The following is a 24,880-nucleotide window of genomic DNA, read 5'->3' as shown; positions in this document are numbered from 1 at the left end:
CTTCACGAGTCCTTCAAGCGGTCATAGCGGAAAAAGACAGTCAAGGCAGCCGATTTTTGACCGCATGATCAAAATCAGGGTCTCGAACCAGTGGACGCTGAACTGCGCGTCTCAGCCGACGAAGGCGCGCTCGACGACGAAGCTTGCCGGATGGTGCAGCGAGCCTTCCTGGAAGCCGAGGCTTTCGGCCAGTTCCTTGACGTCCTTGAGCATATGCATCGAGCCGCAGATCATGATGCGGTCGGTCTCGGGATTGAGCTTGTCAATGCCGAGATCGGTGTAGAATTTGCCCGAGCCGATCAGCGCGGTAATGCGGCCCATGCGCTCGGAGGTCTCGCGCGTCGTCGAATTGTAGAGCGTGACGCGGCCGCCGGTCAGTTCGCCGATCAGCGGATCGTTCTCCAGTGCGGCCACCAGCTCCTGGCCGTAGGTGAGCTCGGCATTGTCGCGGCAGGTATGGGTCAGGACCACCTGCTCGAACTTCTCATAGGTGTCGGGATCGCGCAGCAGGCTGGCGAAGGGTGCGATGCCGGTACCTGTCGAGATCATGAACAGGCGCTTGGCCGGCGTCAGCGCGTCGACCACCAGCGTGCCGGTCGACTTCTGCCGCATGATGACTGTATCGCCGATCCCGATTTTCTGCAGCTCCGAGGTAAGCGGGCCGTCCGGCACCTTGATCGAGAAGAATTCGAGTTCGTCGTCCCAGGACGGGCTGGCGATCGAATAGGCGCGGAACACTGGCTTCTCGGCATTGGGCAGGCCGATCATGACGAATTCGCCGGAGCGGAAGCGCAGCGACTGCGGCCGGGTGATGCGGAACGAAAACAGCCGGTCGGTATAATGCTTCACCGAGACCACGGTTTCGGCATAGACATTGGCCGGTATCGGGAACTGCAGCGGCCGGGCGCCGGCTGTGTTGAACGCGGATGTGGTGTTCATCAAACCTAACCTTCTGGGCCGGCTCAGCGCCGGCGCCAAATCTCCACCTGCGCGCCCGAACCGGTCAGGTTCCAGCGTGCCGTTTGCACACTCCGAAGCGGTAAGCTCTTGTGTCCGGAATTTATTAGTATACAAACGATATTTGCGTCAAGACGCCACCGTAAAACAGCTTTCCAAACTAAGGCATCTAGGCAGTTCGGGCATTTCGGGTTTCGACAATGGGACAGAATTTTTCGGCGCAAGCGCTGGATTCAACTGGCGGCGTCGTCGCCGGCATCGATGTCGGTGGAACTTTTACCGACCTGCTTCTGATCGACGGCCGTGACGGTGGCCGGGTTCACATCGCCAAGACCCCGACGACAGTCGACAACCAGGCGTTCGGCGTCGTTGCAGCACTTGGCGCCACCGGCTTTCCGGTCGACGGCATCGACCTCATCGTGCACGGCACGACGACTACCACCAACGCGGTCCTGGAGCGCCGGCTGGCCAAGACCGGCATGATCACCACGCGCGGCTTTCGCGACGTCATCGAGCTTGGCCGGCGGACACGGCCGCAGGCCTATGGCATGACGGGCACGTTCGTCCCGATCATTCCGCGCAATCTGCGGCTCGAAGTGTCGGAGCGGGTCGAGGCCTCGGGCGCGGTGCGCATCCCGCTCGACGAGGCCGAGATGCGGACAGCGATTTCACAACTGATCGCAGCCGGCTGCGAATCCCTGGTCATCCATTTCCTGCATTCCTATGCCAACCCGGCGCATGAGCGGCGCGCCGCCGAGATCGCGGCCGAGCTTTGGCCGAACGGCTACATCACGACAGGCCACGCCCTGCTTTCGGAAGCGCGCGAATTCGAGCGCGGGGTGACCGCTTCGGTCAACGCTTCGGTGCAACCGATCCTCGAACGCTATGTCGAGCGGCTGCGCAAGGAGCTGGCGTCAAAAGGCTACGCCCGCGACTTCCTGATCATGAACGGCAATGGCGGCATGATCTCGGCCCGCTTTGTCACACGTGAGTCGGCCAAGACCGTCATGTCCGGCCCCGCTTCCGGCGTCATCGCTGCCGCCTATACCGGAAAACGCGCCGGCTTCGAAAACCTGGTCACCTATGACATGGGCGGCACCTCGACCGACGTGGCGCTGATCCGCAACGCCGAGCCGGCGGTGTCGAACGAGATCGAGATCGAATATGCGATGCCGATCCACGTGCCAATGGTGGCGGTGCATACGGTCGGCGCCGGCGGCGGCTCGATCGCCCGCGTCGATGCGGCCGGCCTGATCCAGATCGGCCCGGAAAGCGCCGGCGCCAATCCCGGGCCAATCTGCTACGGACGCGGCGGCTTGGAGCCGACCATCACCGACGCCAATCTGGTGCTCGGCAGGCTGGCGCCGAAGAAGCTGCTCGCGGTGGAAAACCCGGTCACCGTCGAACGCGTCACCGGCATATTCGAGGACAGGATCGGCCGACCTACCGGCCTGTCCGGCGTCGAGGCAGCGGGTGCGGTGTTGCGGCTCGGCAACATGAGGATGGCCGGCGCCATCCGCATGGTCTCGGTGTCGCGTGGCCACGACCCGCGCGATTTCGCGCTGTTCGCCTTCGGCGGCGCCGGGCCGCTGCATGCGACGGCATTGGCGCGCGAGCTCGGCCTGCCCAAGGTGCTGGTGCCGGCGCGGCCGGGCATCACCAATGCGCTCGGCTGCGTCGTCGCCGATCTGCGCCATGATTTCGTCAATACAGTCAACCAGCCGGTGGCCAGTCTCGATGAAATCCAACTCCACGAGACATTGGAACGGCACCGAAACGAAGGCGAGGAGCTGATCGGCAAGGAAGCGGTGAAGCCGGAAATGATCCGGGTCACGCATTCCGCCGACATGCAGTTCGTCGGCCAGACGCATATCATCAACGTGTCGCTGCCGTCGTCTGCGGTGACACGCCAGGGACTGCAGCAACTGTTCGAGAGTGCCTATTTCGCCCGCTTCAAGGTCGAGCTACCCGAGATCCGCGCCAATCTGGTCAACCTCAACACGTCGGTCACCGGCGTGCGGCCGGCAATCGATCTGTCCCGGCTGATCGACCCGGCTGGGCGCGCCAAAACGCTCGAAGAGGCGCGGCGCGAGATCCGGCCTGTCTGGTATGGCGGGCGCTGGTACGACACGCCGGTCTACAGCAGGGAAAAGTTGCCGCTCGACGCAACAATCGAAGGTCCGGCGATCCTCGAACAGATGGACGCGACGACTGTGCTGGAGCCCGGCGACCGGGCGCGATCGGATGCCGACGGCAACATCATCATCGACATCGGTGAGGCCTGAGATGGAAGAACTCGACGCCATCACCCTTTCGGTCATCCAGGCGGCCCTGCAGCAAGTCTGCGACGAAATGGACCTGACGTTTTCGCGCGCCGCGTTCTCGCCTGTAATCGCCGAGGCCAATGACCGTTCGGATGGCATCTATTCGGCGCTCGATGGTTCGCTGATCGCGCAAGGCAGCCAGGGCCTGCCGGTGTTCGTCGGCGTCATGCAGTATTCGACCAAAACGGTGATCGAGATGATCGCCGACGGACGCTGCCTGCCGCCCGAGCCGGGCGATATCTACATCGTCAATGATCCCTATCTCGGCGGCACCCATCTCATGGATGTGCGCTTCGCCATGCCGGCCTACCGGGAGGGGAAGATCTTCTGCTGGCTGTCGAACACCGGCCATTGGCCCGACATTGGCGGTTCGGTGCCGGGCGGATTCTCCGCCTCGGCAACGGCGGTCGAGCAGGAAGGCTTGCGGTTGCCGCCGGTGAAACTGTTCAAGAAGGGCGTGCTCGACCCGGAGATCTACGCCATCATCTGCTCCAACATCCGTGTCGCCGACCAGCGTATTGGCGATATCCGCGCGCAGGCGGCGGCACTGCTGATCGGCCAGGACAGGCTTAACGGAATCCTGGATCGTTACGGAGATGAAACGGTTGTCGAAGCGATCGACGAATTGCGGCGCCGCGCCGCTGAACAGATGCGCGTCAACATATCGGCCATTCCCGACGGAATCTATCGCTCGCGGGCCTTCGTCGATTCAGACGGCGTGGTAAACGAGCCGCTGATCATCGCGCTGGCAGTCGAGAAAAAAGGCGACACGCTCAGCTTCGACTTCTCGGGCTCATCAAAGCCCTGCGCCGGGCCGATGAACAGCGTTCTGGCGACGACCTTGTCCTCTGTGTATCTCGCCATGCGCCACATTTTCCCGGATGTGCCGATCAGCGCCGGCGCCTTCGAACCGCTGATCGTCAAGCGGCCGGAAGGCACCTTCCTCGACGCCAAATATCCGCGCCCGGTGTCGGGCTGCGCGGCCGAGGTTTCGCAGCGCATCGCCGAGGCGGTGTTCGCGGCGATGGTGCAGGCCCTGCCGGACAGGGTGACGGCGGCTCCGGCTGGCTCCAGCGGCAATTTCGCGCTCGGCGGCAACGATCCGGTCCGTGGCCGCGATTATGTCATGTACCAGATCTCCGGCGGCGGCTATGGCGGCAATGCCGGTCACGACGGCCTGACCAATGGCTGCTCTACCATCGGCATCTCCAAGTCGCCGCCGGTCGAGATCATGGAGCAGGCCTTCCCGGTGCTCTACCGGCATTATGCGCTGCGCGAAGGCTCGGGCGGCGCCGGCAAGCACCGCGGCGGGTTTGGGCTCGCCTATGAGGTAGAGATCCTGCGCGGCGACGCCCGCGCCTCTTTCGTCATGGATCACGGCCGCTTCGGCCCGCAAGGCGCGCTCGGCGGCAAGGACGGCGCGGTCAACACGGTCACCGTGTTCCGCAACGGCGAGGAACATGTGCCGCAGCACCTCTCCAAGGAACAGGACATCGCGCTGAAGACAGGCGACCGCGTGCGCGTCGGCACGCCGGGCGGCGGCGGCTACGGCGATCCGTTGCAGCGGGATCCGGAATTGGTCGCTCGGGACGTCAGGCTAGGGTACTATACCGCCGAGCAAGCCAGGGACCTGTTCGGAGTCGTAGCGGATGAGCAACCCAAATCCCCTGGAGGCTGATCTCTCGTCTGAACTGGCCCACGCAGTCGAACGCGTCTATGCCGCTTTCGCGTCTTATCCATCGCCCCGCCACCTGCATGGCTCGCCGTACAAGGATTTGGAATCGATCTTTCGGGGAGTATCCAGTGGTCCGCTTCGGGAGCTCAGTGGTGAAAACCTCGGCGCCTATGCCGGATCGGCCATATGGACGGTCGGCGACGTCGATGACTACCGGCACTTTCTGCCGAGAGTGCTTGAACTTGCCATCCAAGGCGAACCTTCGATGGGGTTCGACGCCAACGTGATTGCCGCAAAGCTCGAAAGGACCTCCTGGCGCGATTGGCCGTTGGAAGAACAGCAGGCTGTCGAGGAGCTGTTTCAGGCTGCCTGGCGAAAAGCGATGACCATGCATCCCGATGAAGGGAACGCGGTTCCCTGGCTGGAGGGCATAGTGCTTGCCGGAATGGATGTAGCAGCTGCATTAGCGGCATGGCGTGATAGCCCTTACCCCGAGGCCATGTTGCACTGTGCGGACTTGATTACCGGCAACATCAAGACACTCGATAAGGGGCACGTGATCTTCAGCGAACAGGTCACCACATGGCTTCTATCCGACAGTCTCGCCTGGCACTTGTTCACCGTCGCGGTCGAGGCTCCCTTGCGCCCCGACGATCGCGAAAAGCTCGCTTGGGCCAGCGAGACCATCGAGAACAATCTGAACTTTCTCAGAAATTAAAGGCGTTGATTGGCCGCGGTTCGCCGGTCACGCTCTGTGGTCCAGCCTCGCGACCAGCCGGTCGCCGGCCCACTGGATGCCGCAGACCAGGATGATCAGCACAATGACAACGGCGATCATGACGGACGTCTCGAAGCGCTGGTAGCCGTAGCGGATGGCGAGGTCGCCGAGGCCGCCGGCGCCGATCAGCGTCACCAGCGTCACCGTGAAGCCGGCGACGATGCCCGGCAACGCTTCCGGCACCAGCACCTCTCGAATAATCGTCCAGCGGTTGCCGCCCATGGCGCGTGCTGCCTCGATCAGCCCATGGTCGACCTCGCGCAGCGACACTTCGGCGATCCGGGCATAGTAGGGCGTCGCCGCGATCGACAGCGGCACAATCGCTGCCCAGGTGCCGATCGAGGTGCCGACGATCAGCCGCGTCACCGGGATCAGCGCAACCAGCAGGATGATGAAAGGCACCGAGCGGAAGCCGTTGATGACCGCTCCGAGCGCGCGGTTCACCCACAGGTTTTCGGCGATACCGCCGCGGTCGGTGGCGACCAGCGCCAGGCCGAGTGGCAGCCCGAAAACCAGCGAGATGAGGCCGGAGGCGGCCGTCATCAGGATCGTTTCCCAGATCGAACGGACGAGAAGCTCAAACAGAACCGGCGACATGGCCAAGCACCTCTACCCGCGCTTGGCGGGCTTTCAAGAACGCGATCACCTCTGCCAGGTGAGCTTCATTGCTGCCGGCGACCGCCACGAACAGTGTCCCGACAGGCTGCTGCTGAACGTGATCGATGCCGCCATGCACGAGGCGGAACGAGCCGGGAACTGCCGAGGCAAGATCGGACAAAAGCGGGCTTCGGGCGGCCTCACCCGCCACGTCGATCCTGAGGATCGCCTCCAGGCCGGCGTTCTGCGTTAGCCGGCTTGCGATCTCCGCCGGCAATTGCGGCCGGATGCCGCCGAGCAGGCTTTGTGTGATCGCCGACTTCGGATCAGCAAACACCGACCACACCGGCCCTTGCTCGACGATCCGCCCAGCGTCAATCACCGCGACACGATCGGCGATCGAACGGATCACCTCCATCTCATGGGTGATGAGCAGGATGGTCAGGCCGAGCTGCCGGTTGATATCCCTGAGCAAGGCGAGGATGGAGCGCGTCGTCTCCGGGTCCAATGCCGAGGTCGCTTCGTCGGACAGCAGCAGCGCCGGGCGCGCCGCAAGCGCCCGGGCAATGCCGACGCGCTGCTTCTGCCCGCCCGACAGCGACGCCGGATAGGCTTTCGCCTTCTCCGACAGGCCGACGAGCTCGAGCAGCTCGGCAGCGCGCGCCAGGCGTTCGGCCCTGGGCCGGCCTTCGATCTTGAGCGGCAGCGCTACGTTGTCTTCGACCGTCTTGGCGGACAGCAGGTTGAAATGCTGGAAGATCATGCCGATACGCCGGCGCAGCGGTTGCAATTCGCGCTCGCCGAGCCGGCTGATGTCGCGGCCTTCAATGAAGACCTGTCCTGTATCCGGCCGCTCCAGGCCGTTCAGGCAGCGTATCAGCGTCGACTTGCCGGCGCCGCTCCGGCCGATGATGCCGAGGATCTCGCCCTGGCGCACGCTGAGCGATACGCCGTCCAGCGCCGCCGTCGCGCCGAAGCGGCGCTTCAGCTCGATGAGGCGCACGACGTCGTTCGGTCCGGCGGAACGGCTGCCGGCGGGATGCATGACTTCGGTAGCCGTGGCGAAATGCTGGTTCATGAAAGTTCCTGTATTGGTGTCCCGCAAAACGCGATCGCGGTCCGCGTTGGAGCGCGGACCGCTTTATCATGCCGGGCTTCAGCGCCAAGTCGAGCTCGGCATCAATAGGCGCTGATGCCGGTTCCCTTGTAGACTCGGTCGAATTCCGCCTTCACCTTTTCGTTCTGGTAGGAGGCGACCAATGTCTTTACCCAGGGCTGGTTTTCATTGCCGGCCTTGACCGCGATGAAGTTGCGGTAGGGATTGTCGGCCACCGCCTCCTGGGCGATGCGGTTCTCCGGTGTGAGGCCGCTTTTAAGCGCCCAATCCGTGTTGACCACGGCCCCGTCGAGGTCTTCCACCGAGCGCCCGACAATCCCGGCGTCAAGCTCCTTGACGACCAATTTCTTCGGGTTTTCGGCAATGTCGGTGGTCGTCGCCAGAATGCCGGTGCCTTCCCTGAGCTTGATCAGACCTTCGCTCTGCAGAACGCGCAGTGCGCGGCCCTCATTGGACGGGTCGTTCGGCACGCCAATGACGGCGCCTTCGGGCAGGTCGGCAATCTTCGTGTACTTCTTGGAATAGAGGCCGATCGGCCAGACCCCGGTATAGCCGACCGGGACGATGTGATAGCCCTGCGTCTTGATCTGGTTGTCCAGATAGGGCTTGTGCTGGAAGGCGTTGGCGTCAATTTCGCCACGCTCGAGTGCTTCATTCGGCTGGGTGTAGTCGTTGAACACCACGGTCTCGATTGTCAGGCCCCTCTCCGCCGCCTGGGCGGTGACGACGCGCCAGACGTCCTCGTCCTCGCCGCTCATGATACCGACCTTGACCGCCGTCTTGTCCTCGGCGAGCGACGGCGCAGCAAGGCCGACAATCGCAACCGCCGACGCGAAAAGTACAGCCAGACCGGCGCGCCGGCTTATACTTGCGGAGAGAAATGAGAGCAAAGTGTTGGTGTTCCCAGACATGATCTATCCCGTCGGTTCTGAAGTCGTTGCGGCCAGGCGGAGTGCCAAGCCTTGCCGGCATCATCGGGAATGCTGACCGTCGGATCAAAGCACCGTATTTCCCGCGAAATGCGAAGCCAGGAATATTCTCTCAAAGTTTCGGGCCTGGCGAGCACAGGGCGTGCTGGGATCATGTGTTCTAAGCCAATGCTGGTTCAGAAATTGTCCGGACGTCGTCTCCGCTATGAGGCCCGCCGTGCTTCGAAACGGCGGGCCTTTCTGCGTCCGAATGCCCAACACGGGCAGCAGTGTGGGATGTCGACAATGCTAGACGCGCCGCATGTCCCTTCAAAGCGACGCGCTTGCTCACTGGATGACCTTCACGATCCTGCGTGTGCCTGGATCGACCAGGACGGTCTGGTTGTCGACGACGACGTAGCGGTATTTGACGTTGGGGACTTCATGAAGCTCGACGGTATCGGGCAGGGTCGAGCCGACATTGAGCTCCACGCCGGGGAGCTGGACGGACGCCAGAGGCTGCTTTTTCACATACTCGCGTACGATCGTCTCCTGCTGCGGTTCGATGACCACATCCTGGGCGGCAGCGGCGCCGACACCCGCAAGCAGCAAAAACCCAGCCGCGGCTGCGGAAAGATGCATTCTCATGATTGTCTCCTTTCCTCGTGAGCCACCTCTGCGCTGCGCCGCGTCATGCCGTTCGCAGCGGGGTCGCTATAGGCCGGTAACGTCATCAGGTGGAGCTTGTTCCGCCACTCGGATCGCTTGCCGTTTCCTTCCATTAGTTTGGAACAAAGTTTTTTAAACGCAGTTTTGCGGGGTGAAGGGACGCATTTTCCAAGGAGATCTCTCATGAAAGGCGTTCTGATCACCAGCATGTTAGCAATCAGCGTCAGCTGCGGGGCCGCACTTGCCCAGACGCAGCAGTCGACCGACGATCAGTCCGGCGCCAATTGTGCAGCCGGCACTGCCAATTGCCAGAACGGCGCCAAGATGGGCGAGCAGGCTCAGGGCAAGGCCGGCGCCACCACTGATCAACAGGCGCAGGGCAAACCGAAGCTGAAGACCGGCGAGCAGGCTCAGGGCAAGGCTGGCGCTACGACTGAGCAGCAGGCCACGGGCAACACGAAGATGAAGACTGAAGAGCAGGCCCAAGGCAAGGCTGGCGCCACGACTGACCAGCAGGCCACGGGCAACACGAAGATGAAGACCGAGGAGCAAGCCCAGGGCAAGGCTGGAACCACCACCGAGCAGGCTCAGGGCAGCTCCAAGATGCAGACCGAACAGCAGGCTCAGGGTAAGGCTGGGACCACGACCACAAACCAGGCTCAGAGCAATACTTCTACCCAGCAGGACCAGAGTTCGACCGCTTCCATCAGCAATGTGACCGTTGAGCAGAAGACAGAGATCACTCAGGTCATCAAGGAGACGAACGTCCAACCCGTTTCCAACGTCGATTTCGACATCTCCGTCGGTGTCGAGGTCCCGCGAAAGAAGGTCCGGCTGCATCGCCTGCCGGCGCGCATCGTCAAGATCGTTCCGGCTTACGAAGGCTATGAGTATTTCGTGCTCGCCGACGGCCGGATCGTCATCGTCGACCCGAATACCTACAAGATCGTGATTATCCTGACCTAGTCGTGGCCAGACGGTCTACCGTGGGTTGATTCACCAAAAAAGCCCGCCGCCCGAGCTGCGCGGCGGGCTTTTCCGTACCCAGCTCCAGCGTCTGCAAATCGCAAATCAAGGTCCGTCCTCGGGGCGAGGAGTGAGCACGGTATGATCGATGGTGTCGGGCAGGCAGGGACTGGGCAGGCAGCTTGTTCGGACTGACGCGGTGGTCATGGCATCGATATCCGTAACCAGCACCATTCTCGCGTAGTGCCGCGGCCACAGCGGCTCTCCAAACAGGACGAAGACGCCGCCAATCATCAAGGCCAGCAACATGAGTGCCGTAACATTTGCAAATATCTCGCCGTAGCGCATGAAGGCAGCCTGTCCCGTTCGGAAAGCGATTTCAGCCTGTGACAGCGGCGACCAGGACGGCGCCGAAAGCCGGCGCTACTATCCTTGACGCCCCGCGAACGCCGCCTTCCATTGGATCCTCCCCGAACAAGCCGGGTAAATAACGGCACTCTCGGTGCTTTGTTCCCGGCCGTGTGGCCGGACGACAGCCGCGTCACATAGGCCGTGTGTGGGGCGGCCTTTCGTTTGCAAAAGGCACTCTTCGCTCTCATTGATGTGCGGCAGCGAGGTCCTTGACGTGACGTTCGTGCATTTGCAGCACCGGCAGCGTCTTCTTGGCAAACTCCTTCATCGCGGGATCGTCGCCGGAATTCGCGTAAGCGGAAAACAGCGCCACCGCTTCCTTATGCGCCTGGGTCTGCATGTCGATATATTTCGATTGGAAACTGTCCCCGCTGGCCTCCTTGAGTTGGTCGAGCAGCGCCTGGTGCTTGGTGTCCAGCGACGGGCCGGCCGGCGCGGTGGCCGAAGTCGTCTGCCCCTTGCTGAGCGCCGCCTTGAAGTCCTCGCCGGCCTTGGTATGGTCCGTGACCATTTGCGCCGCGAAGGCCTTCACATCGTCAGCCGTCGCCTGCGTCTGCGCAAGTCGGCTCGATTCGATTTCAAATGTATTGGCGATGGGCACGGTCTTGACGAATGTCGCGGTGTCAACCTTGCTCATGGTGTCGGTCGTCAGCGGCGTCAGCGTCGCCGATTGGGCAAAAACAGCCAAAGGCGCGCCGGCCATCATCGCTGCCGCAGTGATGGATAGAAGCGTTTTCATGGGGGTTCTCCGAGGCTGATGTCATCCCTCCGATGGCTCAACGCGGAAGCTGCGACGAGGTTGCCTGGTCGCAGTGGCCACAGCCGCCGCGAGCCAAACAAATGATTTGGATAACACAAAAATACAAAAATAGAGGACGCCGGCTGGGTCCTGCAAAGTGCAACGCAACCCGTAGGACCGTACGGAATCGTACAAGCTCTTTCGCTTTGCCGCAGTCTTGCTATCGTCTGCCGGGACAGATGGGTGGAGGCTTCCGTGGGGCAGATCAAGTCGCCGCTTGGAATCGGTATTGATACCGACAAAGCCGTTCATATCGTCATGGCCGACTACAATTCGGGCGACATTCTCTCGACCACTGTCGTCATAGCCGATTTGCGCAAACGCTTTCCCTGGTTCCGGCAAACCGACGAGGAACTGGTTGGCTTCATCGTTCGGGCGCTGGACGGTCGGGATATCGCGGTCAGCTTCGACCACCGCTGCCGTTAGACGGCCGATTTTCAATACAGCTGCGGAGCGTACGCTCCGCAGCCTCATCACAGACTATGATAAACCGGGCGCTTACTTGCCGCAGTGGTTGTCGTTCACCGTCGGCGCCATCGTGCCCGGAGACTTGCCGGTCGCGTCGGGCAGAGCCCCCTGCGGGCCTGGTGGGCAATTCCGGTCGGCATTCGAATTCGTCGTTGAGAAATCGCGAATGCTGTTGGTGATGGTCGAATCCGTGCCGGTGTCAGGGCCGCCATTATCCGGGACTACTATCGTCCGCCCGCTGCCGTCGGCAGCAGCTCCGGAGGGATCGCCGACGTTCTGGGCCATCGCTGACGTGGCCAGACCGATCGTAAGCGCCGAAGCTGCGAGAATTTTCGTGAGCATGATGCTTCTCCTTTTTACGAGGGTCGTCGCGTTGCGACTACGAAAACAACCGTTCGGGCGGGCGAAGGTTCCGACAAATTCCCCATGAATTTCAGCATGTTCTTGGGTGTTCAAGGCGGCCGCCATGCCATTCTCCTCGGGCATGCATCTGTGGACTTTTCTGACGGCCCGGCCCGGTATTTTGCTCGCCGCATGAGCGTACGCCTTACCGTCCGCCGGAACAGGAATGCTCCTTGTGAGTTCATACCTTTGTACAATGCGACGCGCTGATGCGAATGGCGGCAGCGCAAACAAGGAGAGCAGACATCATGGGCCTTGGAACCATTCTCATCATCATCTTGGTCCTTGCCTTGCTTGGCGGCTTCAGCGGCTTGGGCGGCGGACCGTTCTATGGCACCGGCTATTACGGTGGTGGCGGCCTCGGCTTGGTGCTGCTTATCGTCATTGTCCTGGTCCTGCTTGGGCGCATTTGATGCATGTCGTGCAAAAGTGTGCAGCGGTTTTGTGATAACGACATGCATAAAACAGGAAGCTAAAGCGCGTCGCATGAGGCCGGCCAAACGCGACACGCGTTAGTGTCACGCTCGCGACAAAAAACGCCTGCCGCTTGGTAATTAGCGCCGGGCGTTTTTGTCGTGAAAAGACTAGATTTCCAAGATCCTTGGCAAACCGGGACCCTGGCTAGAAAGGGCGACTCGGTGCCGAACCTTTCGGCGCCGAGGACGCCACCATAGCAGCAGCTTATTGTTGGCGATCGGCGGCCAGCGCTTCTTTCAGATCGGCGTTGAGCACACCCTCGTTGAACAGCGACATGATACGGGCTGCCAACCGCTCGCGGACAGGACTGTCGTCCGCAACACCCAACTCGCGGCAGCAGTCGTCGAGCGCTTTTCTCAGCACGCTCAGTTCGGCTGGAGTTGCTGCACCTTGCATCGGCATGCCATCCTCCCTTGAAAAGGGCGAAAGCGCGAAGCGTCTTTCAAGCGTCCACTCGCCGTGCCTGTGTGGACGACTCCAATTCAATTAGCGCCGCTCTCGTCCAAACTCAATGTACGGAAATTACCAAGCAGACAGTTTGGGAACGACTGCCTTGCACCTGCATTGTTGCTGCGATCCAACCCACCCCTCATTTGGATCACTGGGCGTAGCCCACGACGCCCGAATGGAGCCCGTTGCATCCCTCGCGACGGGCTCTTTTCGAGCCCGGCGATCTCAATTGTCGTTTTCGTACCAAACCGACTTTGGTACGTTTCCAACTCTAACTTTCAGCCGGATGTTTTCGTAGGCAAGCGGCAGGAGAAACTGCCGTGCATCGATTCATTTTTTTATTTAGTAGGCTCCATACCTTTCAGTGCTTATATAAGCGTTATCGTCCGCAGGTTATACCGGGCGCGGACGGCTGGGAGATAAAAAGGCTCTTGCCCTGTTTTGGGCCCAGCTATGTCTGATCCAGCAAATTCCAATAAAAATCCGTACAAAAACAAGCTGTTGCGCCGAATGAGCGCCGGCGATTTCGCATCTCTCGAGCCGCACATCGAGCGCTGTTCGCTGGAGTTACGGCAATCGCTCGAAGTGTCCGGATCGCCGATCGAGGCCATTTATTTCCTCGAGGACGGCATCGGTTCGGTGGTTGCGAAAATGCCGAACGGCAGCGATGCGGAAGTTGGCCTTGTCGGCTTGGAAGGTATGACCGGCTCGGCCCTGATAATGGGCGACGACCGTACGGTCCATGATTGCTATGTGCAGCTGGCGGGAGAAGCTGCCAGGATCGACGCCGAGCCGTTCAAGGCGGCGCTGACGCAAAGCCCGACGCTGCGGCTGTTCTTGCTGCGCTACGTGCAATATCTGCATGTCCAGACTGGCTATACCGCGCTGGTCAACGCGCGATCGAAACTTGAAGACCGGCTGGCGCGCTGGCTTCTCATGTGTGACGATCGGGTGGACGGCGGCCGGCTGACGATCACGCACGAATTCCTGTCGATCATGCTTGGCGTAAGGCGCCCGGGTGTAACGGTCGCGCTGCAGCTGCTCGAGGGGCGAGGGCTCATCCGGTCCCGCCGCGGCGAAATTATCATCCGCGATCGCGATGGTCTCGTCGCACTGGCGGATGGCGGCTACGGCCTGGCCGAGGCCGAATATACCCGCCTGGTCGAGCATATCGGCGAGCGCTGACGGCGCTTTTCTGGCCGATTGCTGCCGCAGGTCGAAGGCCCCTGCGACACCACACGGCGGGTCGGAAAAATTTGCAAAGCTGCCGGACCGTCAGGGAACTTGTTTCCTGTCGGAGGGTTATCGGACGCCTCCACTTTGCGAGGCGGCACCAACCATTCGGGAGAGGATCATGGCGACTACGAAAAAGGCCGCGAAGGCGGCAAGCAAGGGCCTTGAGGATCTGTTCCTCGACGGGCTCAAAGACCTCTACTACGCCGAGAAGAAGATACTGAAAGCGCTGCCCAAAATGGCCAAGGGCGCGGAGTCGGAAGAAGTGACCGCCGCTTTCGAGAAACACCGCATGGAAACCGAAGGACATGTCGACCGCCTCGAGGAGGTGTTCGACAAATTCGGCAAGCCGGCCCGCGGCAAAACCTGTCCGGCGATTGACGGCATCATCGAAGAGGGCTCGGAAATGCTCGAGGAGTATAGTGGTGCTCCCGCGCTCGACGCCGGGCTTGTCGGTGCGGCGCAAGCCGTCGAGCATTACGAGATCGCTCGCTACGGCACTTTGATCGCGTGGGCGGAAGAACTCGGCAAGAGCGACGTTGTCGAGCTGCTCAGGGCAACTCTCAAGGAAGAGGTCGCGACCGACGAAGCGCTTTCCAAGCTCGGCGAAAGCGGCGTCAACGAACGCGCCATGCAGGAAGCTGCCTGATTTCAAAACCGCAACCGAGCCTTGGTTGCCAAGGCTCGGTTGGCCGCGGCGAACCGGTGAAATGATGCATTGGTCCGTCATGAACGGTAGAGCGGGCAGCAAGCGCCTTGAAGCGGTTTCTCGGATCGGACTTACTCGATCTGCTCGAACGTGCATTGCCGCGGCTCCTTGTCCGGCCGCCAGCGCAACAGCTTGGTTCCGTGCCGGAACCGGTCGCCTGTCACATGGTCGAACCGAACCTCGACCACCAGTTCAGGCTTTATCGGTTCCCATTGTCCGCTCCGCTCCGTGCTCCAGCGGCTTGGTCCGCCCGGCGCCTTGCCGGTGAAACCTGGTTTGGCCCGCAGTTTTTCCAGCCGTCTGGTCAGCGCCGCCCTGTCGTCCTTGCCGATGGTCGAGGTGAATCCGACATGATCCAGCCTGCCTTCGTTATTGTAGAGGCCGAGCAGCAGAGATCCGACTTCGTTGCTGCCGGCGAGATAGCGAAAGCCGCCGACCACGCAATCCGCAGTGCGCAGCCGCTTGACCTTGACCATGGCGCGCTCGCCGGGCCGGTATGGCCCGGCGATCAGTTTTGCAACAACACCGTCGGTCGAGCCGTGGCCGGCGCCCTGCAGCCAGCGCTCGGCGGTGGCGGCGTCGTGCGTATATTTGGACAGGTGCAGTTGGGGCCGTGCCGCCGACGCGACAAAGGCCCCAATCGCCTGCCTCCTGGTGGTGAGAGGCTCTTCGATGATGATCCTGCCGCCGGGCTCGGCCAGCATATCGAACAGGATCAGCATGGCGGGCGTCTCGAGGCTTAATTTGCGGATCCTGCTTTCGGCGGGATGGAGGCGCATTTGCAGGGCCTCGAACGAGGACGATCCGTCGACCTCGATGACAATCTCGCCGTCGGCAACAAACCGTCGCGAGCTCACATCGCGCAGCACCGCGACCAGTTCGGGAAAATAGCGGCCAAGCGGCTTGCCCGATTTTGCACGCAGATCGACGGCATCGTCGCCCTTGAACACGAGGCAGCGAAACCCGTCCCATTTCGGCTCGTATTGCCAAAGCCCGTCGCCGCCAGGGATTGCATCGGCGGCTTTGGCTTCCATCGGACGAAGGTCGAGCGGCAACGGAAATGCGGTCATGGCTGGTCCGCGCCGCCGCTACGGCATTCGCTACCGCCGTCGGCCATTCCTCTGTGCCCCGCTTTGCCGCCTCGGCGCCTTGCGGCCGGTTTGCTCGGGCGAAGGCGACAGCGGATCAACCTCGTCGGTCCCGCCGATCTCCTTGGTGATGCGATAGGCCAGATAAGCGACGGCTCCGGCAAGCAGCAAGCGGACCATGACTGCAAATCCTTCGTTGGTGTGAACCCACCAACCCGCAGGCCGAAGGTTTTGTTCCGCCGCTGCCCATCGCCGGGGTGAATCGTCGGCGGCGCAACCAAAATCCAAGCGCATCGTTTGTTGCTTATCGACGAAAAGAATTTGCGATGAAGACGCTCTTGCCCTTGTTCGCTTTGACCATGGCGCTATTCCTGGCCAGCAGCGCTTGGCCTGACGGGTGACCGCGATGCTCCTCGTTGTTCCGGTCTGGCAGGACATCGCGGCACGACTGCTTCTGACCGCGCTCGCCGGCCTGTTGATAGGCCTCAACCGCGAGGCGCGCGGGCACGCGGCGGGGCTACGCACCACCGTGCTGGTCGGATTGGCCGCCGCCATCACAATGATCCAGGCCAGTATTCTGCTCGAGACCGTTGGCAAGCACCCGGATTCGTTTGCAACGATGGACGTCTTGCGCTTTCCGCTGGGCGTGTTGACCGGCGTCGGCTTTATCGGCGGTGGCGCCATTCTTCGCCGCGGCAATCTTGTCAGCGGCGTCACCACGGCGGCCACGTTGTGGGTGATGACGGCGATCGGATTGGCTTTCGGTGGTGGCCAATACGGCTTGGGCGCGGCCGGCACGGCGCTGACGCTGGCCACCTTGCTGGTCCTGAAATGGGTGGACCTTCGAATGTCGCGCGAACACCATGCCCAGTTGGCACTGACCTGGAAGGCCGCGGCTCGACAGGAGCTCGATGCGCTCATCGGGCCGCTTGGCTACCGGGCACGCCTCGTCGCGATAGAGAGGCGCCCGGATCTCAAAGACCCTGTTTTCTCGTTCGAGATCAGTTGGAGGCGGCCGGACACTGGGGCACCGCCAATGGATCTGCTGGAATCGGTGGGCGAGCATTGCGAGATCCAGAAGTTTGATCTCCTCAGCGAACCTGCCCGCTAGCTGGCGGCTTGCAACGATCGCGGCCTGAATCGGGCCATAGCTTCTCCACACCCCTTTCGATACCTATCTGTCGAGGCAGGACTCAAGGAGCAAGCAAAAGACCGTGGCACAGCGATCGGGAAGTGCTGATCTCCCACTTCACGGCGGGCGCGTACCGAAATGGCTCGGCGACCGCATGACGCGGCTTGGCGCGGTCATGTGCGAGGCGATCATCCACCATTACGGCCGCGATGAATTGCTGCGCCGGCTGGCGCATCCGTTCTGGTTCCAGTCTTTTGGCGCCGTGATGGGGATGGACTGGCATTCCTCCGGCATCACCACCAGCGTCGTCGGAGCGTTGAAGCGCGGTCTGTCGCCGCTCTCCGGCGAGCTCGGCATCCACGTTTGCGGCGGCCGCGGCGCGCATTCGCGCAAGACCCCGCACGAGCTTGCCCTGATCGGCGAGCGTGTCGGCCTCGACGGGCAAGGCCTCGCGACTGCCAGCCGGCTTGTCGCCAAGGTGGACAGCGCCGCGGTCCAGGACGGTTTCGATCTCTATCTGCACGGCTTTATCGTCACCGACGACGGCAACTGGGTGGTGGTGCAGCAGGGCATGAACGGCGACAGCAAGGTGGCGCGCCGCTATCACTGGCTGTCCGAGGGCCTGAAGAGCTTTGTCGACCAGCCGCATGCTGCCATCGAGGGCGCCAACCAGGGCGAAATCGTCAACCTGACCGACCGCCGCGCTGAAGCGTCGCGCCAGGGACAACTGGACCTTCTGCACGACCTTGGACCGGATCGCATCGTGAGGGAGCTTGCCGCTTTGGAGCGGGGTTCGGCGCCAGCGCCGGAGCCGGCACAAAAGCTGCTGCCGCATCTGGTGATGCCGGCGCACCACGATGTACGCGAAAGCGATGTCGTCATGCGCCGCCTGCACGGCAACATCGCCGCGGCGGCCGAGCGCGGCCCGACGGATTTCGCCGGGCTTCTCCTAGTGCCCAATGTCGGCGCGCGCACAGTGCGGGCGCTGGCGCTGGTCGCCGAAGTGGTGCATGGCGCGCCGTGCCGATTTTCCGATCCCGGCCGCTTCTCGCTGGCGCATGGCGGCAAGGACAGGCACCCGTTTCCGGTGCCGCTGAAGGTCTATGACGAGACGATCGGCGTGCTGAAGTCGGCTGTCCAGAAGGCCAGGCTCGGCCGTGATGAAGAGATCGGCGCGTTGCGGCGGCTGGACGACCAGTCGAGGCAGGTCGAGCGCTATGTCACCGGCCCAAGCCTGAAGGAAATCGTCGCCGGGGAGTTCGAGCAATCGCATCTGCTCGGCGGCCGCAGCGTCTTCGGTTGGGAGGTCGTACCCGAAACGGCCGCAGTCAAATCAACGAAGTGATCGGCTCGGATCAAGCCTCCAAGTCGATCAGGGCGACGCCGAGTTCGGGACGGTGCCTGCGGCGCAGATGGCCAGGCGTCTCCACCAATGTGACCTCGAGCGTCGGCCGCACGATGCCGTCCAGCAGATGACCGCCCCTCGTGGTGCCGTCACTCAATCCAAGGACTGCGTGGACGTGCAAGCTGGGCCTGCCGTCGTCGCCGATGGCAACATCGCCGATCGCGCTCAGCACTTCACACTGTTCCCGGACGGGGATTTTCCGGTAGGTCCTTTCTCCAGGGTCGAACCAGCCGACGGTCGCCCTTTCGAAAGCGCCGAGCGCGGTCAGCGACGCGCCGCCGACGCCACGGTCGACCGCAAATGACGTCAGCTGCGCAAACGCCTCTTCGCCGGGATCAAGCACAACGACGAACGTTCTCTGTCCGGCGCTTTCGGCAACAAGCTGTGATTTCATGATTTCGCTCCAGCCGTCAGGAATTCAAATCCACCACACCAGCAATGCCAGCAAGACGAGACCCACTAGGCCGGCGATGAAAATGATCCGCGCGCCCGCGTCCGCAGGATGATCTCGCCCTGCCGCGCCTGCTCCGCCGAAAAGACAGGACCATTCTTGTCCCGGTCGCTGCTCATCCATCGTCTCCTTCCGGGGCATTATTCGGCATTGAATGGATCTGGCGCCCGATAGAACACAATCTCGTTTGGCGGATGAGGTTCCACGGCGGGGCGCCGTTGCAGCTATTCCTTTGGCGCGGTGGCGGGCGCGGTATAGCGGCGGCGCACTGCGTCCAGGATGTGGTTGCGGCTCTCCTGCGCCGAAAGTGTGCCGTCTTTCTCCGCTTCGGCGGTTTCGCGCGCCAGTTCCTTGTCCCTGATCTGGTGGCGAAACCATTCGGAATAGTCGCCGGCGCGCAGATGATGTTCCCAGGTCCTGTCGTCGATGCCCTCGGCGATCTGGGCGAAAATCATCAGATTATGGGCGCGGAGGTTCATCGCATTGTCGGGGCCGCGGAAATAGAAGCTGCCCTTCTCGTCCAGCTGGCCCTCGGCATATTTGCGGCTGTGGCGCTTGAGCGACTGCCGCGGTTCGATCGGCTCGACCATGGCAGGTTTCTTGCGCGCCTGCGGCCGCCAGAACAGCACGCGCTCGTCTTTTGGAGAGTTCAGGTCCTTGTCCTTTGGCGGTTCGGTGCCGGTCTCGCGACAGAACGTCTTGATGACCTTTTTCGCCTTGGGGCCGAGTGCGATGACGGCGGTGACCAGCCGCAATGCCTCGGTTGAGATCGCGTCCGGATGAACCGTGATCAGGATCGTGCCCGGCAATTCCATGGCCAGCACCATTGGCGTGTCGTCGCGCCGCTTCGGCAAGAGGTGATGCGCCTCGTCGATGATCAGCCAGTGTGGTCGTGCCGTGCGGAAGCGAACACCGCCAAGGCCCGGCAGCAGGTCGGCAAAGAAGTCCGGCCGCTCGTTGACGCGCAGCGCCAGGCCATTGACGACCAGATTGTTGTCCGGCTTCCCCAGGAGATCGAGCAGTTGAGTCTTCGTCGGCGCGTTCGAGCCGTCGCCCAGCCGGACGGCGCCTTCGAGGCCGTCATAGTCGCCTTCCGGATCGAAGATGCAGAACTGGAACTTTCTCTCGACGAAGCGCTCCGTCAGTGCGGTTGCCAGGGTCGATTTGCCGATGCCGGAGCTGCCGGCGATCAGCACCGTATCGGTTGGCGACAGATACACCTCCTTGCCATCCTCCGAGCCAAGCACAATGCCGTCGCGGCTCGGCACAAGCTCGCGATCGCGCTCCACCACCTTGGCGATCAGTTCCTCGACGCCTTTTCCGCGCGCGCCACGTGTCACGAGATCCGCCGTATCCTTGACTGCCGGCAGTGCGTTTTCGACGGCGACGCTGAAGCCGCAGGCGCGCAGGAAGGCGTGGTCGTTTTCGGCGTCGCCGACACCGACGACGTTGTGCGGCGACAATCTGAGGTCCCGAAGCGCGGCTGTCAGCCCGGTCGCCTTGTTGATGCCGCTGGGCAGGATCATCACCGCGCCCTTGTTGAAGATGATTTCCAGCTCCAGCCCCAATTTCTTGATGACCTCGAGCGCGGTAGCCTGATGCGGTTCCCAGGTTGCGACGATCGAGCGTCCGACCGAAAGCGGTTTGACACCGCGTTTCCTGAGTTTGGCGATGAACTCGGGGGCGGGCGGCGGAGATATCGTCCGCTCCTCCTCGCTGGCCGGCGTGTAGATCAGCGCCCCGTTTTCCGCGACCACCTTGTCGATGATCGCGACTTCGGGAAAGACGCGTTTCAGGTCGGGCAGCTCGCGCCCGGTGACGAGAATGAGTTTGCGGCCGCTCTTCTTGAAGCGTTCAAGCGCCGCAAGCGTCTTCTCGGCAACGACCCCTTCATGCGCCAGCGTGCCGTCATAGTCAGTGGCCAGGGCAATGAAATACATGCCGTCAGTAGCCGCCCACGATCGGCAATATCTCGCCGGTGATGTAGCTCGAGCAGTGCGACGAGGCGAGGAACACGTAGGCCGGCGCGATCTCCTCCGGCTGGGCCGGCCGTTTCATCGGCGTGTCAGCGCCAAATTTCGAAACATCGCCGGCTTCCTTGTCCGAGGGGTTGAGCGGCGTCCAAACCGGGCCTGGCGCCACGGCGTTGACCCTTATGCCCTTCTCGACAAGGTTGCCTGAGAGCGCGCGGGTGAAGGCATGAATGCCGCCCTTGGTCATGGAGTAATCGACCAGTTGCTTCGAGCCCTCGATGCCGGTCACTGAACCGGTATTGATGATCGCCGAACCGGGTTTCATGTGCGGCACGGCCTCCTGCGCCATGTGGAAATAGCCATAGAGGTTGGTCTTCAGCGTCGTGTCGAAATGCTCCTCGGTCAGCTCGCTGAAATCGCTGGAGTGGATCTGGAAAGCGGCGTTGTTGACCAGCACGTCGATCCGCCCAAACTCCTGCACGATCTCAGCCACCGCGTTGTGGCAGTGGTTGCGTTCGCTGACGTCGGCTTTGATCAGGATGCAGCGCCGGCCTTCCGCTTCGACGGCCCTTTTGGTATCTTTGGCGTCCCTATCCTCCGAGAGATAGACGATCGCCACATCGGCGCCTTCACGCGCATAGAGCACGGCCACCGCACGGCCGATGCCTGAATCGCCGCCGGTAATAACGGCCACTTTGCCGTCGAGCTTTTTCGATCCGATATAAAATGGCGCATCGTAAAGCGGCGCCGGCTCGATGGCCCATTCATGCCCCGGCTTCGGCTGGTGCTGCTCGGGGAAGGGCGGCTCGGGATATTTGCGGGCGCCGGCCTGCATGGCGCCTTTTTGCTTGCCATTGGATTTGGACTTGTCCTTCTCGTCGATCCGGCGCTGGATGTGCCGTTGCTTGGCGGCCTCGCCGGCGACTTCCGATTTCATCTGCATGGTCATCTCCCTGGCTTGAAACCCAACAACGCATGTCCGGCGAAAAGGTTTATGCCACCACGTCATTCCTTGAGCCCGGCGACACGCTCCAGCAGCGGCCGTTGCAGCAGCGGCAGATGGCCGACGACGCTGAAGGCCGCGTTTCTGACGCCTTGCATGATGCCGTTGTCCGATTGGGCCACCGAGAGGATGCGCTCGCTGAGCGTGATCCACCGTTGCCCCACCGGGTGGCGTTCGCTTGTGTAGCCGGCAAGCGTGCCGTCGACGAAACGCCTGGCGAATGACGCGGCGTCCTCGATGCCGAGATTCATGCCGCGCGCGCCCAGCGGCGAATGCACATGCGCGGCATCGCCTCCCAGGAAGGCGCATGCGGTTTGATAGCGCGGCGCCTGTCGTACCGGAATATGGAAGCGGTCGGCCCGCAACAACCGCGTGATCCGGTAATTGCCGGGGATGCGCGCCAACGCATCCTCGCTGTTTGAAACCGCGCGATAGCGCTTCTCGCCGATCGGGATGATGAAACCGACGTCGCCGTTCCTGTGAAGAAATGCGTGGGCGGCCATCGGCTCATAGGGCCAATCGTCGATGTCGGCGTCGGCAATGCTCCATCGCCGCCGATGCGTGTAGCCATCGAAGCCGATGCCGATGGCATCACGCACCGTGCTTTGCGCACCGTCGGCTCCGAAGACAAGGTCGAAACTTGCCTCGTCACGGCCGTCTGGCGCCTCGATCCGCACCTCGGCCCGGCCTTTGTGCTCGGCCATCCTGACAAATGTGCTTCGCCATTCGACGTCGACGCCGAATCCCTTGAGCGTGTCGGTCATCAGCGATTCGGTGTCGCGCTGCGGCAATGACAGCAGAAAATTATGGCGGTGCGGCAGGATCGAGAAATCGATCTCGCCGAGTGCTCGTCCTTCGAAGTAGAAACGGGCTCGACGAATTTTCAATCCCTCGGCGAGCAACCGGGCAGCGACTTTGGACGGTTCAAGGACGTCCAGGCTATGCGAACTGATGCCGACCGCCTTGGCGAGCGGCGTAGGGCCTTCCTTGCGGTCGATGACGCGAGGTGCAATGCCGCGCCTTGCCAGTTCGACTGCCGCCGTCAGCCCGGTCGGGCCGGCGCCGACGATCAGGATGGAAGCGTCCCGCGAAGCCGTCATCGTCGGGCGTCAGCTTTTTGGCAGTGCGTAGGCAATAATGGCGTCGCCGATCCTGGTCTCCATGAAATGGTGGCTGCCGGGTGCAAGGGTCGCCAGCCAGGTCAGGACGTAAGCCATACACCGGCGGCATTGCCGGCAAGCAGCAGGCTGCCGGCGGCCAGCAGGGCGATCCCGGCGGGCAGATAGTACCAGGATCCGCCCAGCGCGATCAGCCAGGCACCACCCCCTCCGATCAGCAGGCCGAGGATCGTCAGCAGCGCGCCGACGAACATCGTCCACCAGAAGGCAACGCCGGACCGGCGAATGGGATGGGGTGGGGGATGGTCATGATCATGATGCTTATCCGGGTGAAACAGAACGTGACCTCATCCGAACGTATGGAGGGTTCGATGGTTTCCGATCAGCCCGACCAGATGGGCCAGGGCGGGGTAACCATTCTGTGATCTCCGCTGCCCCAGCCGGAACTTACCCACGCAGCCGCAGTTAGGGGTTTTGGGGGGTGAATACGGTTTGCTGGATGCGAAATCGGCGAGGGAATGCCGCAGGTCTTTTCAAGGAGCGCCAACGGCATTTCACGCTTCGCTCTGTGGGGCGTGTGTTTCATGGCGATCTTTGCGGCTCTCGGCGGCACCGCCATCCTGCGTTCGGACTTCGTCACCGGCGTTGGCCGGCCGTTGGCGCAACCAGTGCCGTTCAGCCACAGGCACCATGTTGGCGAGCTTGGCCTCGATTGCCGTTATTGCCATAGCGGCGTCGAGACTTCGTCATCGGCGGGTCTGCCGGCGACCGAGGTGTGCATGACCTGCCATTCGCAGCTTTTCACCAACGCGGACATGCTGGCGCCGGTACGGGCAAGCCTTGCCTCCGGGCAGCCATTGCAGTGGCAGCGGGTGAACAGTGTCCCCGACTTCGTCTATTTCAATCATTCGATCCATATCGCTAAAGGCGTCGCCTGCGAGACGTGCCATGGCGAGGTCGATGACATGATCGGACAATAGGCCGAAGCGGCGCACCTCGTGATGCCTTGCCTGCGCTCGGACCGGCCTCATACGGCCCGCTTTTGCCCGGCCGCCAGCGTAGAAATCTTTTGGCCGTGGCCATTGAGTTGCCGGGCCTCGTCCTCGGCTGCGTCTTCAAGCTTGGCGACGAGCAGGTCCTTGAGGTCGCCGACCTCTTCCTCGATGTCTTCGATGGGTACGCCGGCATCGGCAGCCTCTTCCTTGCATTCCCTGGCGAGGATTTCCGCCTCCCTTTCAAGCTTGATCGGAGGCGGCGGCACATGAACGTTTTCGTGGATCCAGTCCTGCAAGAATTCTATCGCACTATCACTCATGGCGCTCACCTATAGCGGCAACCTGTAGTGCACATTAACGTACGTGCTGCAAAATGGATGCTTGGCAACGCCGGATTTCGAATAGCGATACTTGACGATAGCGTGATCGCAGTAGGGGATAGAGCTTCTGCAGCCAAATGGGATTATCGGCGTCGCGGAAATGCGGCTAGCCAGACAGTCGGAGCGGGATCATTCTGCCCTTAGGACGTATTGCGCCGCCGCGCCGGTGCTGCTCGATTAGGATCGCCTGACGGCCGAACAGCGTCATCCGCAGCAGCCGGTCGTGCCGGCCACTCGGCGGCGCGGTCGGCGCGCATTTTGCGTTTATGCGCCATCCAGAACGGCAAGAGCTCAGCAAGAAAACTGTATATCGTGGTCTTCATCGGCATGCTCCGGACACGGGTTACAACTCGTGATCCCCGAGTTCCGTTCCGACAAAGAGTTCCGTTCCGACA

At 62.1% G+C, this 24,880-nt stretch carries 27 protein-coding genes and 1 pseudogene; 11 read left to right on the top strand and 17 right to left on the bottom strand.

Features of this window, described 5'->3' with window-relative positions; genetic code table 11:
- Window positions 1-111 precede the first annotated feature (111 nt).
- Complete coding sequence (locus NKH49_RS09795) at window positions 112-939, bottom strand: ferredoxin--NADP reductase (protein ID WP_352614248.1); 828 nt, start codon at window positions 937-939, stop codon at window positions 112-114.
- A gap of 218 nt (window positions 940-1,157) precedes the next feature.
- Here NKH49_RS09795 and NKH49_RS09790 point away from each other — a divergent pair, with 218 nt between their 5' ends.
- The 3 genes from NKH49_RS09790 to NKH49_RS09780 are packed head-to-tail and all read left to right on the top strand — an operon-like array spanning window position 1,158 to window position 5,674.
- Window positions 1,158-3,242, top strand: coding sequence for a hydantoinase/oxoprolinase family protein (locus NKH49_RS09790; RefSeq protein WP_352614249.1), 2,085 nt, complete (start codon window positions 1,158-1,160; stop codon window positions 3,240-3,242).
- 1 nt (window position 3,243) lies between these two features.
- The gene (locus NKH49_RS09785) at window positions 3,244-4,959 is read left to right on the top strand and encodes a hydantoinase B/oxoprolinase family protein (protein ID WP_352614250.1); all 1,716 of its coding nucleotides are present in this window, start codon (window positions 3,244-3,246) and stop codon (window positions 4,957-4,959) included.
- A complete protein-coding gene (locus NKH49_RS09780) occupies window positions 4,931-5,674 on the top strand; it encodes a hypothetical protein (protein ID WP_352614251.1) in 744 nt (247 codons plus the stop codon). Before NKH49_RS09785 ends, NKH49_RS09780 begins: the two co-directional genes overlap by 29 nt.
- 27 nt (window positions 5,675-5,701) lie before the next feature.
- On the opposite strand, the gene NKH49_RS09775 is transcribed toward NKH49_RS09780, so the two are convergent.
- The 4 genes from NKH49_RS09775 to NKH49_RS09760 form a co-directional block, all read right to left on the bottom strand.
- Window positions 5,702-6,331, bottom strand: a complete 630-nt coding sequence (locus tag NKH49_RS09775; RefSeq protein ID WP_352925970.1) for a methionine ABC transporter permease — start codon at window positions 6,329-6,331, stop codon at window positions 5,702-5,704.
- Entirely contained in the window at window positions 6,312-7,409 is a 1,098-nt protein-coding gene (locus NKH49_RS09770; RefSeq protein ID WP_502907862.1) for a methionine ABC transporter ATP-binding protein, read from the bottom strand. The genes NKH49_RS09775 and NKH49_RS09770 overlap by 20 nt, the downstream gene beginning before the upstream one ends.
- A gap of 101 nt (window positions 7,410-7,510) precedes the next feature.
- Window positions 7,511-8,359: a MetQ/NlpA family lipoprotein gene (locus NKH49_RS09765; protein WP_352614253.1), complete on the bottom strand. Its 849-nt coding sequence runs from the start codon at window positions 8,357-8,359 to the stop codon at window positions 7,511-7,513.
- 345 nt (window positions 8,360-8,704) lie between these two features.
- Window positions 8,705-9,004 (bottom strand): DUF1236 domain-containing protein, encoded by a 300-nt coding sequence (locus NKH49_RS09760; protein ID WP_352614254.1) that lies wholly within the window; start codon window positions 9,002-9,004, stop codon window positions 8,705-8,707.
- A 204-nt stretch (window positions 9,005-9,208) separates the two neighbouring features.
- On the opposite strand from NKH49_RS09760, the gene NKH49_RS09755 reads away from it, so the two are divergent.
- Window positions 9,209-9,991, top strand: coding sequence for a DUF1236 domain-containing protein (locus NKH49_RS09755; protein WP_352614255.1), 783 nt, complete (start codon window positions 9,209-9,211; stop codon window positions 9,989-9,991).
- A 105-nt stretch (window positions 9,992-10,096) separates the two neighbouring features.
- Here NKH49_RS09755 and NKH49_RS09750 read toward each other — a convergent pair whose 3' ends face one another.
- Both NKH49_RS09750 and NKH49_RS09745 read right to left on the bottom strand, forming a co-directional pair.
- Window positions 10,097-10,339, bottom strand: coding sequence for a polymerase (locus NKH49_RS09750; RefSeq protein WP_352473088.1), 243 nt, complete (start codon window positions 10,337-10,339; stop codon window positions 10,097-10,099).
- A 247-nt stretch (window positions 10,340-10,586) separates the two neighbouring features.
- On the bottom strand, window positions 10,587-11,141 hold the full coding sequence (locus tag NKH49_RS09745) for a DUF4142 domain-containing protein (RefSeq protein WP_352473087.1): 555 nt from the start codon (window positions 11,139-11,141) through the stop codon (window positions 10,587-10,589).
- 255 nt (window positions 11,142-11,396) lie between these two features.
- On the opposite strand from NKH49_RS09745, the gene NKH49_RS09740 reads away from it, so the two are divergent.
- Window positions 11,397-11,627: a hypothetical protein gene (locus NKH49_RS09740; protein ID WP_352614257.1), complete on the top strand. Its 231-nt coding sequence runs from the start codon at window positions 11,397-11,399 to the stop codon at window positions 11,625-11,627.
- Between the two features lie 72 nt (window positions 11,628-11,699).
- Here NKH49_RS09740 and NKH49_RS09735 read toward each other — a convergent pair whose 3' ends face one another.
- Window positions 11,700-12,137: a hypothetical protein gene (locus tag NKH49_RS09735; protein ID WP_352539853.1), complete on the bottom strand. Its 438-nt coding sequence runs from the start codon at window positions 12,135-12,137 to the stop codon at window positions 11,700-11,702.
- 182 nt (window positions 12,138-12,319) lie between these two features.
- Here NKH49_RS09735 and NKH49_RS09730 point away from each other — a divergent pair, with 182 nt between their 5' ends.
- A complete protein-coding gene (locus NKH49_RS09730; RefSeq protein ID WP_352539854.1) occupies window positions 12,320-12,484 on the top strand; it encodes a DUF3309 family protein in 165 nt (54 codons plus the stop codon).
- Window positions 12,485-12,752: 268 nt separating this feature from the next.
- Here NKH49_RS09730 and NKH49_RS09725 read toward each other — a convergent pair whose 3' ends face one another.
- A complete protein-coding gene (locus tag NKH49_RS09725; protein WP_352449586.1) occupies window positions 12,753-12,950 on the bottom strand; it encodes a hypothetical protein in 198 nt (65 codons plus the stop codon).
- Between the two features lie 501 nt (window positions 12,951-13,451).
- On the opposite strand from NKH49_RS09725, the gene NKH49_RS09720 reads away from it, so the two are divergent.
- Together NKH49_RS09720 and NKH49_RS09715 are read left to right on the top strand one after the other, a co-directional pair.
- Window positions 13,452-14,183 (top strand): Crp/Fnr family transcriptional regulator, encoded by a 732-nt coding sequence (locus tag NKH49_RS09720; RefSeq protein ID WP_352473082.1) that lies wholly within the window; start codon window positions 13,452-13,454, stop codon window positions 14,181-14,183.
- 169 nt (window positions 14,184-14,352) lie between these two features.
- A complete protein-coding gene (locus NKH49_RS09715) occupies window positions 14,353-14,880 on the top strand; it encodes a YciE/YciF ferroxidase family protein (RefSeq protein ID WP_352614258.1) in 528 nt (175 codons plus the stop codon).
- Between the two features lie 131 nt (window positions 14,881-15,011).
- Here the strand turns inward: NKH49_RS09715 and NKH49_RS09710 are convergent, their stop codons facing one another.
- Together NKH49_RS09710 and NKH49_RS09705 are read right to left on the bottom strand one after the other, a co-directional pair.
- Window positions 15,012-16,010 carry an ATP-dependent DNA ligase gene (locus NKH49_RS09710; protein ID WP_352614259.1) on the bottom strand — a complete coding sequence of 333 codons (999 nt, stop codon included), beginning with the start codon at window positions 16,008-16,010 and terminating at the stop codon, window positions 15,012-15,014.
- Between the two features lie 30 nt (window positions 16,011-16,040).
- On the bottom strand, window positions 16,041-16,208 hold the full coding sequence (locus NKH49_RS09705; RefSeq protein ID WP_352614260.1) for a hypothetical protein: 168 nt from the start codon (window positions 16,206-16,208) through the stop codon (window positions 16,041-16,043).
- A 226-nt stretch (window positions 16,209-16,434) separates the two neighbouring features.
- Here NKH49_RS09705 and NKH49_RS09700 point away from each other — a divergent pair, with 226 nt between their 5' ends.
- Both NKH49_RS09700 and NKH49_RS09695 read left to right on the top strand, forming a co-directional pair.
- Complete coding sequence (locus NKH49_RS09700; protein WP_352614284.1) at window positions 16,435-17,139, top strand: MgtC/SapB family protein; 705 nt, start codon at window positions 16,435-16,437, stop codon at window positions 17,137-17,139.
- Window positions 17,140-17,242: 103 nt separating this feature from the next.
- Window positions 17,243-18,505 (top strand): DUF763 domain-containing protein, encoded by a 1,263-nt coding sequence (locus tag NKH49_RS09695; protein ID WP_352614262.1) that lies wholly within the window; start codon window positions 17,243-17,245, stop codon window positions 18,503-18,505.
- 10 nt (window positions 18,506-18,515) lie between these two features.
- On the opposite strand, the gene NKH49_RS09690 is transcribed toward NKH49_RS09695, so the two are convergent.
- The 5 genes from NKH49_RS09690 to NKH49_RS09670 all read right to left on the bottom strand — a co-directional run bounded on the left by NKH49_RS09690 (window position 18,516) and on the right by NKH49_RS09670 (window position 23,364).
- Window positions 18,516-18,959: a PPC domain-containing DNA-binding protein gene (locus NKH49_RS09690; protein WP_352614263.1), complete on the bottom strand. Its 444-nt coding sequence runs from the start codon at window positions 18,957-18,959 to the stop codon at window positions 18,516-18,518.
- Window positions 18,960-19,240: 281 nt separating this feature from the next.
- Window positions 19,241-20,956, bottom strand: coding sequence for an HAD family hydrolase (locus NKH49_RS09685; protein ID WP_352925966.1), 1,716 nt, complete (start codon window positions 20,954-20,956; stop codon window positions 19,241-19,243).
- 4 nt (window positions 20,957-20,960) lie between these two features.
- On the bottom strand, window positions 20,961-21,932 hold the full coding sequence (locus tag NKH49_RS09680) for an SDR family oxidoreductase (protein ID WP_352614265.1): 972 nt from the start codon (window positions 21,930-21,932) through the stop codon (window positions 20,961-20,963).
- 62 nt (window positions 21,933-21,994) lie between these two features.
- Window positions 21,995-23,092 carry an FAD-dependent oxidoreductase gene (locus NKH49_RS09675; protein WP_352614266.1) on the bottom strand — a complete coding sequence of 366 codons (1,098 nt, stop codon included), beginning with the start codon at window positions 23,090-23,092 and terminating at the stop codon, window positions 21,995-21,997.
- A gap of 101 nt (window positions 23,093-23,193) precedes the next feature.
- The gene (locus NKH49_RS09670; protein WP_352539862.1) at window positions 23,194-23,364 is read right to left on the bottom strand and encodes a hypothetical protein; all 171 of its coding nucleotides are present in this window, start codon (window positions 23,362-23,364) and stop codon (window positions 23,194-23,196) included.
- A gap of 330 nt (window positions 23,365-23,694) precedes the next feature.
- On the opposite strand from NKH49_RS09670, the pseudogene NKH49_RS09665 reads away from it, so the two are divergent.
- A pseudogene (locus NKH49_RS09665) lies at window positions 23,695-24,078 on the top strand (cytochrome c3 family protein); the annotation flags it as partial.
- Between the two features lie 59 nt (window positions 24,079-24,137).
- On the opposite strand, the gene NKH49_RS09660 reads toward NKH49_RS09665, so the two are convergent.
- Window positions 24,138-24,425, bottom strand: a complete 288-nt coding sequence (locus NKH49_RS09660; protein WP_352449563.1) for a hypothetical protein — start codon at window positions 24,423-24,425, stop codon at window positions 24,138-24,140.
- Between the last annotated feature and the right edge of the window lie 455 nt (window positions 24,426-24,880).

Origin of the sequence: Mesorhizobium sp. M1088 (assembly GCF_040318575.1) — a bacterium.
Lineage (GTDB): Bacteria > Pseudomonadota > Alphaproteobacteria > Rhizobiales > Rhizobiaceae > Mesorhizobium.
The sequence above is the reverse complement of the archived record's forward strand: the minus strand, read 5'-3'. Positions and strand labels throughout refer to the sequence as shown.